The sequence below is a fragment of the Daejeonella sp. genome, from assembly GCF_046590655.1.
Classification (GTDB): Bacteria; Bacteroidota; Bacteroidia; order Sphingobacteriales; family Sphingobacteriaceae; genus Daejeonella.
In genome coordinates, this window is sequence record NZ_JBKJUM010000060.1 from 21266 (window position 1) to 27651 (window position 6386).

Consider the following 6386-nt stretch of genomic DNA (forward strand, 5'->3'; position numbering starts at 1 on the left):
AGAAGTAATCAATAAAGAATAAAAAGACAATGAAGAAATTAGTAATCGTGTTAGGTATAGCAGTAACTGCTTTTACCGGATGTAACAAGTTCGAAAAGGGTGAAGGGGATATGATGTATAAGATCCACTCAGACAAGGATGGCGAAGCTATCAAGGAAGGTGATTTTGTAGCATTCAAAGCCATTGAGAAAACCGAAGGTGATTCTGTTTTATACAGTTCATATGATTATGACCGCCCTTCTTTACTTGTAAAGGAAAAGTCTGTTTTCAAAGGCGATCTTTTCGCAGCTCTTGGACTTCTAAGCGAAGGAGATAGTGCGACATTTAAGATCAATATCGATTCAATGGTGATGAAAATGGGCCGCCCTCAGCCGGCTGATACCACAACAAAGTATCTAATCTACACTATCAAGATTGATAAAGTAATCCCTAAGGGTAAATTATCTGACAGCTTATTCCGCGGCAAGATTGATGCATTCTTAAAAACAGAAATGGATCTGGCTAAGACCGGCGAAACTGCGAAAATTAAAAGTTATGTCACTTCTAAAAGTTTAAAGCCAACAGTTTCAGCTTCCGGATTAAACTATGTGATTTCTAAAGAAGGTAGTGGCCCGAAAGCAAGACCTGGCGATACGGTACTTGTACACTACACTGGATCATTCCTTAGTGGTAAAGTATTTGACAGCAGTCTTCCGGACGTGGCTAAGAAAAGCGGAACTTTTAACCCTAGCCGCAACTATGAGCCGTTAAAAATGCCAGTTGGAATGCAGGGTTCTATCCCCGGATTTGAGGAAGCAATATTTCTTCTTCCAAAAGGTGGCAAGGCAACTGTAGTCCTACCCTCTAATTTAGCTTATGGTGAGCAGGGAAATCAAGGAATTCCACCTTTTACCCCCCTTGTTTTTGAACTGGAAATGATCAACATCATTCCAGCAAAACCAGGTTCCGTTATCGCGCCGCCGCCGCCACCAATGGCTCCTCAGCAATAAGATAAAGCAATATTATTTAAGACCCCTTTCAGAAATTCTGAAAGGGTATTTTTAATACATCTCTAGTTTTGGGATTGCCGCGAAAGAACAATATCGCTTAGTTGAGGGAATTGAGGTTCTGGCTTTCGCCAGAATGACAGAGCTGTGCGAGGGATTAGGGGAGGATTGCGGCTTCAGCCGCAATCCTCCCCTAATTTAAAAAATGAGAATGTCATCCCCGCGAAAGCGGGGACCTCCTAATGCCCCTTGCTTATCTTAGCTTTTAACAATGCTATTCTCGATAACCTCTCTGTAATACTCTTCATAAACCGGCAATATAAGACCAAGATCAAACTCATGGGCACGCTTAAGAGCTCCCTCTTTAAACTGAGCCAGGCGACTATCATTTTCCAATATAAAAATCGAATGCTCAGCCATCGCCTCTATATCTCCAACATTATCCATGAAACCGGTTACGCCATTAATATTTAGTTCTGGCAAACCACCTGCATTAGAGGTTATTACCGGGACTTTACAAGCCATAGCTTCCAGTGCGGCAAGACCGAAGCTTTCGGACTCCGAAGGCATAATGAATAAATCAGAAACCGACAAGATCTCTTCTACAGCATCCTGCTTCCCTAAAAAGCGGACATTATCTGAAATATCTAGATCCCGGCATAGTTGTTCGCAGTATACCCTGTCTGGGCCATCACCTACCATCAAAAGTTTCGATGGTATCTTCTTCTGAATTCTTTCAAAAATCTGTATTACATCCTGCGTTCTTTTTACTTTTCTAAAATTGGATGTATGAATAATAATACGCTCGTTGTTTGGCGCAATAGCAATTTTGAAATGATCCTTAGCTTTGAGGCTAAACCTGCCCATGTCAATAAAATTCGGGATAACTTTTATATCTTTTGTAATATCAAAATGCTTGTAGGTATCCTCTTTAAGGTTTTCTGATACAGCTGTAACGCCATCAGATTGGTTTATAGAAAAAGTTACCACCGGTTTGTATGTAGGATCTTTGCCTACAAGGGTTATATCTGTGCCGTGCAGTGTGGTCACAACGGGGATATGTATACCATACGTTGCAAGTATTTGCTTAGCCATAAATGCTGCTGAGGCATGAGGAATAGCATAATGCACATGCAGAAGATCAAGCTTCTCAAATCTTACTACATCCACAAGCTTGCTAGCAAGAGCGAGTTCGTAAGGGGGATAATCGAATAATGGATAATTTGATACAGATACTTCGTGGTAGAAAAGATTGGCAGAAAAAAAATCAAGCCTTGCCGGTTGCCTGTATGTAATGAAATGTACCTGATGACCGTTATCTGCCAGTGCCTTTCCCAATTCGGTGGCGACAACCCCGCTACCTCCAAAGGTGGGATAACATACGATTCCTATCTTCATTATCTATTTGTTTTTTCGAATGAGATAAACTCGGCACTTACGCTGTGGCAGGATTGAAATCTCAATGATGCAAAGTAAATTGTTTAAAAGGATATTAATGTTAATATTATGTAAGAATACTGTGTGGGTGAAGCAAGAATCAGGAACCAGGAATTAAGACACCCACATTTAGCCTTTCCCTTTTCGGATGGCTTTATAGACCACGTCCTGAATTCTTTCCCGGATATTAAGTTTTGACAATTTATCAGTTACGATTGGATTTACCCTGTTCGACAGGAAAATGTACACGAGATTATATTTTGGATCGACCCAAACGCAGGTTCCGGTATAACCAGTGTGGCCATATGTTTCTGAAGAGGCTAGTTTAGAAGGAAAACCCTTTTTACTTTTTGGATCCCAACGGTCAAAGCCAAGCCCTCTCCGGCTTACGGAGGATTGCTTTGCAGTAAACATATCAATGGTTTCGGGTTTAAAATACTGTACGCCGCCATAGCTTCCCCGGTTTAGGAGCATCTGGTAGAGAATGCCAAGGTCGTTCGTGCTCGCAAATAATCCGGCATGTCCTGCAACCCCTCCCACCATGGCTGCACCCTGATCGTGAACATAGCCATGAAGTAAGGTCTTACGAAACTTTGTGTCCTCTTCAGTTGGAATAATCTTCTCCTTTCCAAAACGCTTTCTCGGGTTAAATCCTGCACTTACCATACCAAGCGGCTCGTAAAATTGAGTTTGAACAAAATTTTCAAAAGGCTTTCCGGACTGTCTTTCAACAATTTCCTTCATAAAATACATGCTTAGATCACTATAAACATATACTCCCTTTTTAGCAAGAGGAGAGTTCAGCATTGCCGGCCACATCACGTTCCCAAAATATCCATTCCTAAGAAAATAGTTATCAGCAACTTTTGTTGGAAAAGCAGCTGAGGAATCTCTGCGGTAATCGCTTGCTATTAGTTTTAAATGAAATGGAATAAAGGGAACCAGACCCGCCTGATGCAGCATTAAATCACGCACACGTATGAGATTTTTATTGGTCTTACGTGCTCCCGGGATATAAGCGCCGGCATTGGTGTCTAAATTTAGCTTCCCCTGTTCATACAGATGCATCACTGCAAGAGTAGTAGCAGAAGTTTTAGTCAGGGATGCAAGATCGTAAATATCTCCTATTTTGGATAGATTCGGATCAGTATAGCTATGTGTTCCATAAGCTTTGTTAAATATAACCTTATTATCCTTTATTACCATTACTGCCAGACTTGGTGCGGCATTTTTACGGATAGCTTCTGCGGCTATTTTATCAATGCCTCTCATATCGGCAATGTTTATTCCTGCGTCTTCAGGAACGGAATATTTTAAGCGGACAACTTTAGTAGAAAAACCGGTTCCATGCTTATACTTAGTTGATACCTCTTCTTTGAGCCTTCCTATGGCACCAACTCCTCCAAAGATAAGCTGAGCTGCAAAAACTGATGATTCGACCGATGACTTTTCCGACCATATAATTGGGACATCAACTTCTTCAAATAAGGCAAGGCTTTTTATGCTGCCGGTAAGGCTAATTATTACTTTCTTATCGTGCTCCTGTTTGCGAATGAAGGCCAATGTAGCCGGATCATTCAAAGACTGATGTGTGAGCTGGATAATAAGAGTGGTAAAAATTTCCAAACCTGCGCTCAATTTATCCATAGTGAGCGCTCCCAGACTATTATCTGCAATTGAGAAACTGCGCACGAGCGCGTATTTATTTAGAATACTGTCAAAAACTGATGCATGTATTGATCCAATATTCACACTCGCAATCTTCAAATTCTGCAAGTTTTTCAGTGGAATATCCTCTCCTGAATTATTGAGGAGAACGGCAGATTCCTCTACACTTTTCTGTACACTGACGTATTCTTCGTTTTTGCGGTGTTCAGCTGATGGGGTACAGGCGATTATGGATAAGATGTAAAATACGGAGGCAATTAAAAAAATTGAATTTAGCTTCATTATCTGGAGTAAACGTTCTCTCCATTAACAAAAGTCTTTAGTACTTTGATTTGAAACAATCCTGCGGCGTCAGCGGTGATCATATCCTGGTCTAGTATCACAAAATCGGCAAACTTGCCTTTTTCAATACTGCCTTTCTGCTTTTCTTCAAAATTCCCTTTGGCTGCCCAGATGGTCATGCCCCGAAGCGCTTCTTCGCGGCTAAGCGCATTCTCTACCTGATATCCGTTTGCAGGGAACCCTTTCATGTCCTTTCTAACTACCGCCGCATAATATGTGTATATGGGGCTAATATTTTCAACGGGGAAATCGGTACCTAATATTATCCAGCCATTCTGGTCAAGAAGCTGCTTGAATGCATAGGCGCCTTTAACCCTGTCCGCACCTAGCCGGTCACCAGCCCAGTACATGTCAGAAGTGGCATGAGTACTCTGAACTGACGGAATTACGTTATTCTCTCCAAATAGCCTGAAATCAGCCTGATTAACAACCTGGGCATGCTCTATTCTCCATCGGCGGTCATTCTTACCTTTAAGCACCTTGGCGTAAACATTTAATATTTCCCGGTTTGCTGAGTCTCCGATAGCATGCGTGTTCATTTGAAATCCCTTATCTGCTATCTTCTGAGCAACCTTCGCATAATGCTCTTTATCTCGTAACAAAAAACCTGTTGATGTAGCTTTATCACTATAAGGGCGCAGCAAACAGGCACCACGAGATCCCAATGCTCCATCAGCGTACACTTTGAAAGAACTAATATTCAATCTGTCGGTTTTGAACGCCCCGTGCTTAAAGAGGTAATCGTAGTTACCCTCATTGTCTGACAACATTCCATAAATCCGCATCTTAAGCCGATTATTTTTCTGAAGCTCATCAATTACCGGGACCAGTTTATGGTCAATTCCGCAATCTGTGACACTGGTCAAACCTGCTTCGAAGCAATTTTTCTGGGCATCTAAAAGAGCATCCTGCACCTCTTTTTTATCAGGCTCAGGAATCTTAGAATATACCAGCCCCTCTGCATTGTCAACCAAAATACCTGTTAATTTTCCATTAACAGTTTCAACTTCTCCTCCGCTAACTATCTGACCGGGTTTAATACCAGCCAAATCCAAAGCGGTTTTATTAGCTATTGCAGCATGTCCGTCTACGCGGGATAAAATAACGGGTGTGTTTGGAAAAAGCTCATTAAGCGTTCGATTATCAGGAAATTCCTTTACATCCCAATCGTTTTGGTCCCAGCCTCTTCCCACTATCCAGTCGCGCGTATTACTTTCAGAAAAAGTCTTTAGACGGTTCAATATCTCCTCCCAGCTTTTAGTACCTGTGAGGTCTGCATTCTGAAGTCCTTCTCCATAACCGTAGAAATGTGAATGTCCGTCAATAAATCCGGGGTATACTGTTTTGCCTCCCGCATCAATCGCTTGCCCCGAATACAACTTTAGCATGTCTTCGGACTTTCCCACGTCAATGATCTTTCCGTTCTTAACGACAAATGCTTCAACGACCGAAAATTTCTCATCAACCGTGTAAACCTTAGCATGGTGGATAATAAGATCGACCTCTTGTTTTGAAGAACAGGAAATTAAAAAGGGGAGTAGTGCAAAGAGAAAATATTTCTTCATGTGGTTTGATCAGTCTTGATTCAGGATGTAAATATAAACGAAGAAAGGAGAATTTAACTGACGCTCATTCAAAAGACAACGGGCGGTTACAGCAGTAAGAGATTCTTTTTAAATACTTTTTATTACTAAACCAATGAGGGCAGCAATAAGTATGATATAGGGTTCTTTCAACTTTTTGGTATAGGTCAATGCCAAAACAGAGCCGATAGCAATTGTGGCAGTTGGTATATCTATAATAGACCGGCTTGCCATAATAATAACCGAGCCAACTAATGCACCAATTACTGCCGCGGTTATTCCATCAACAAAGGCCTTGACACTTTGATTTTTGACTATTCTTTTAAATGATGGCGCTAAAACAACCGTAAACAGAAAACAAGGTAAAAAG

The 6386-nt window shown here is 41.3% G+C and carries 5 protein-coding genes; 1 reads left to right on the forward strand and 4 read right to left on the reverse strand.

The annotated features are described in order from the left end of the window. The first annotated feature begins 29 nt into the window (after positions 1 to 29). A complete protein-coding gene (locus ACLL8Z_RS06765) occupies positions 30 to 989 on the forward strand; it encodes an FKBP-type peptidyl-prolyl cis-trans isomerase (RefSeq protein ID WP_411274007.1) in 960 nt (319 codons plus the stop codon). Positions 990 to 1244: 255 nt separating this feature from the next. Here the strand turns inward: ACLL8Z_RS06765 and bshA are convergent, their stop codons facing one another. The 4 genes from bshA to ACLL8Z_RS06785 form a co-directional block, all read right to left on the reverse strand. Next, positions 1245 to 2384 (reverse strand): N-acetyl-alpha-D-glucosaminyl L-malate synthase BshA, encoded by a 1140-nt coding sequence (gene bshA, locus ACLL8Z_RS06770; RefSeq protein WP_411274008.1) that lies wholly within the window; start codon positions 2382 to 2384, stop codon positions 1245 to 1247. Between the two features lie 168 nt (positions 2385 to 2552). Then, positions 2553 to 4373 carry a serine hydrolase domain-containing protein gene (locus tag ACLL8Z_RS06775; RefSeq protein ID WP_411274009.1) on the reverse strand — a complete coding sequence of 607 codons (1821 nt, stop codon included), beginning with the start codon at positions 4371 to 4373 and terminating at the stop codon, positions 2553 to 2555. Beyond that, positions 4373 to 5998, reverse strand: coding sequence for an amidohydrolase (locus ACLL8Z_RS06780; protein WP_411274010.1), 1626 nt, complete (start codon positions 5996 to 5998; stop codon positions 4373 to 4375). The genes ACLL8Z_RS06775 and ACLL8Z_RS06780 overlap by 1 nt, the downstream gene beginning before the upstream one ends. A gap of 108 nt (positions 5999 to 6106) precedes the next feature. Continuing rightward, positions 6107 to 6386 (reverse strand): chromate transporter (locus tag ACLL8Z_RS06785; protein ID WP_411274011.1); only part of this gene is annotated, 280 nt, incomplete at its 5' end.

Excerpts from the sequence above, each read along its gene's own strand:
- ACLL8Z_RS06765 (WP_411274007.1), top strand. The coding sequence starts at position 30 with ATGAAGAAATTAGTAATCGTGTTAGGTATAGCAGTAACTGCTTTTACC.
- ACLL8Z_RS06775 (WP_411274009.1), bottom strand. The coding sequence starts at position 4,373 with ATGAAGCTAAATTCAATTTTTTTAATTGCCTCCGTATTTTACATCTTA.
- bshA (WP_411274008.1), bottom strand. The coding sequence starts at position 2,384 with ATGAAGATAGGAATCGTATGTTATCCCACCTTTGGAGGTAGCGGGGTT.
- ACLL8Z_RS06780 (WP_411274010.1), bottom strand. The coding sequence starts at position 5,998 with ATGAAGAAATATTTTCTCTTTGCACTACTCCCCTTTTTAATTTCCTGT.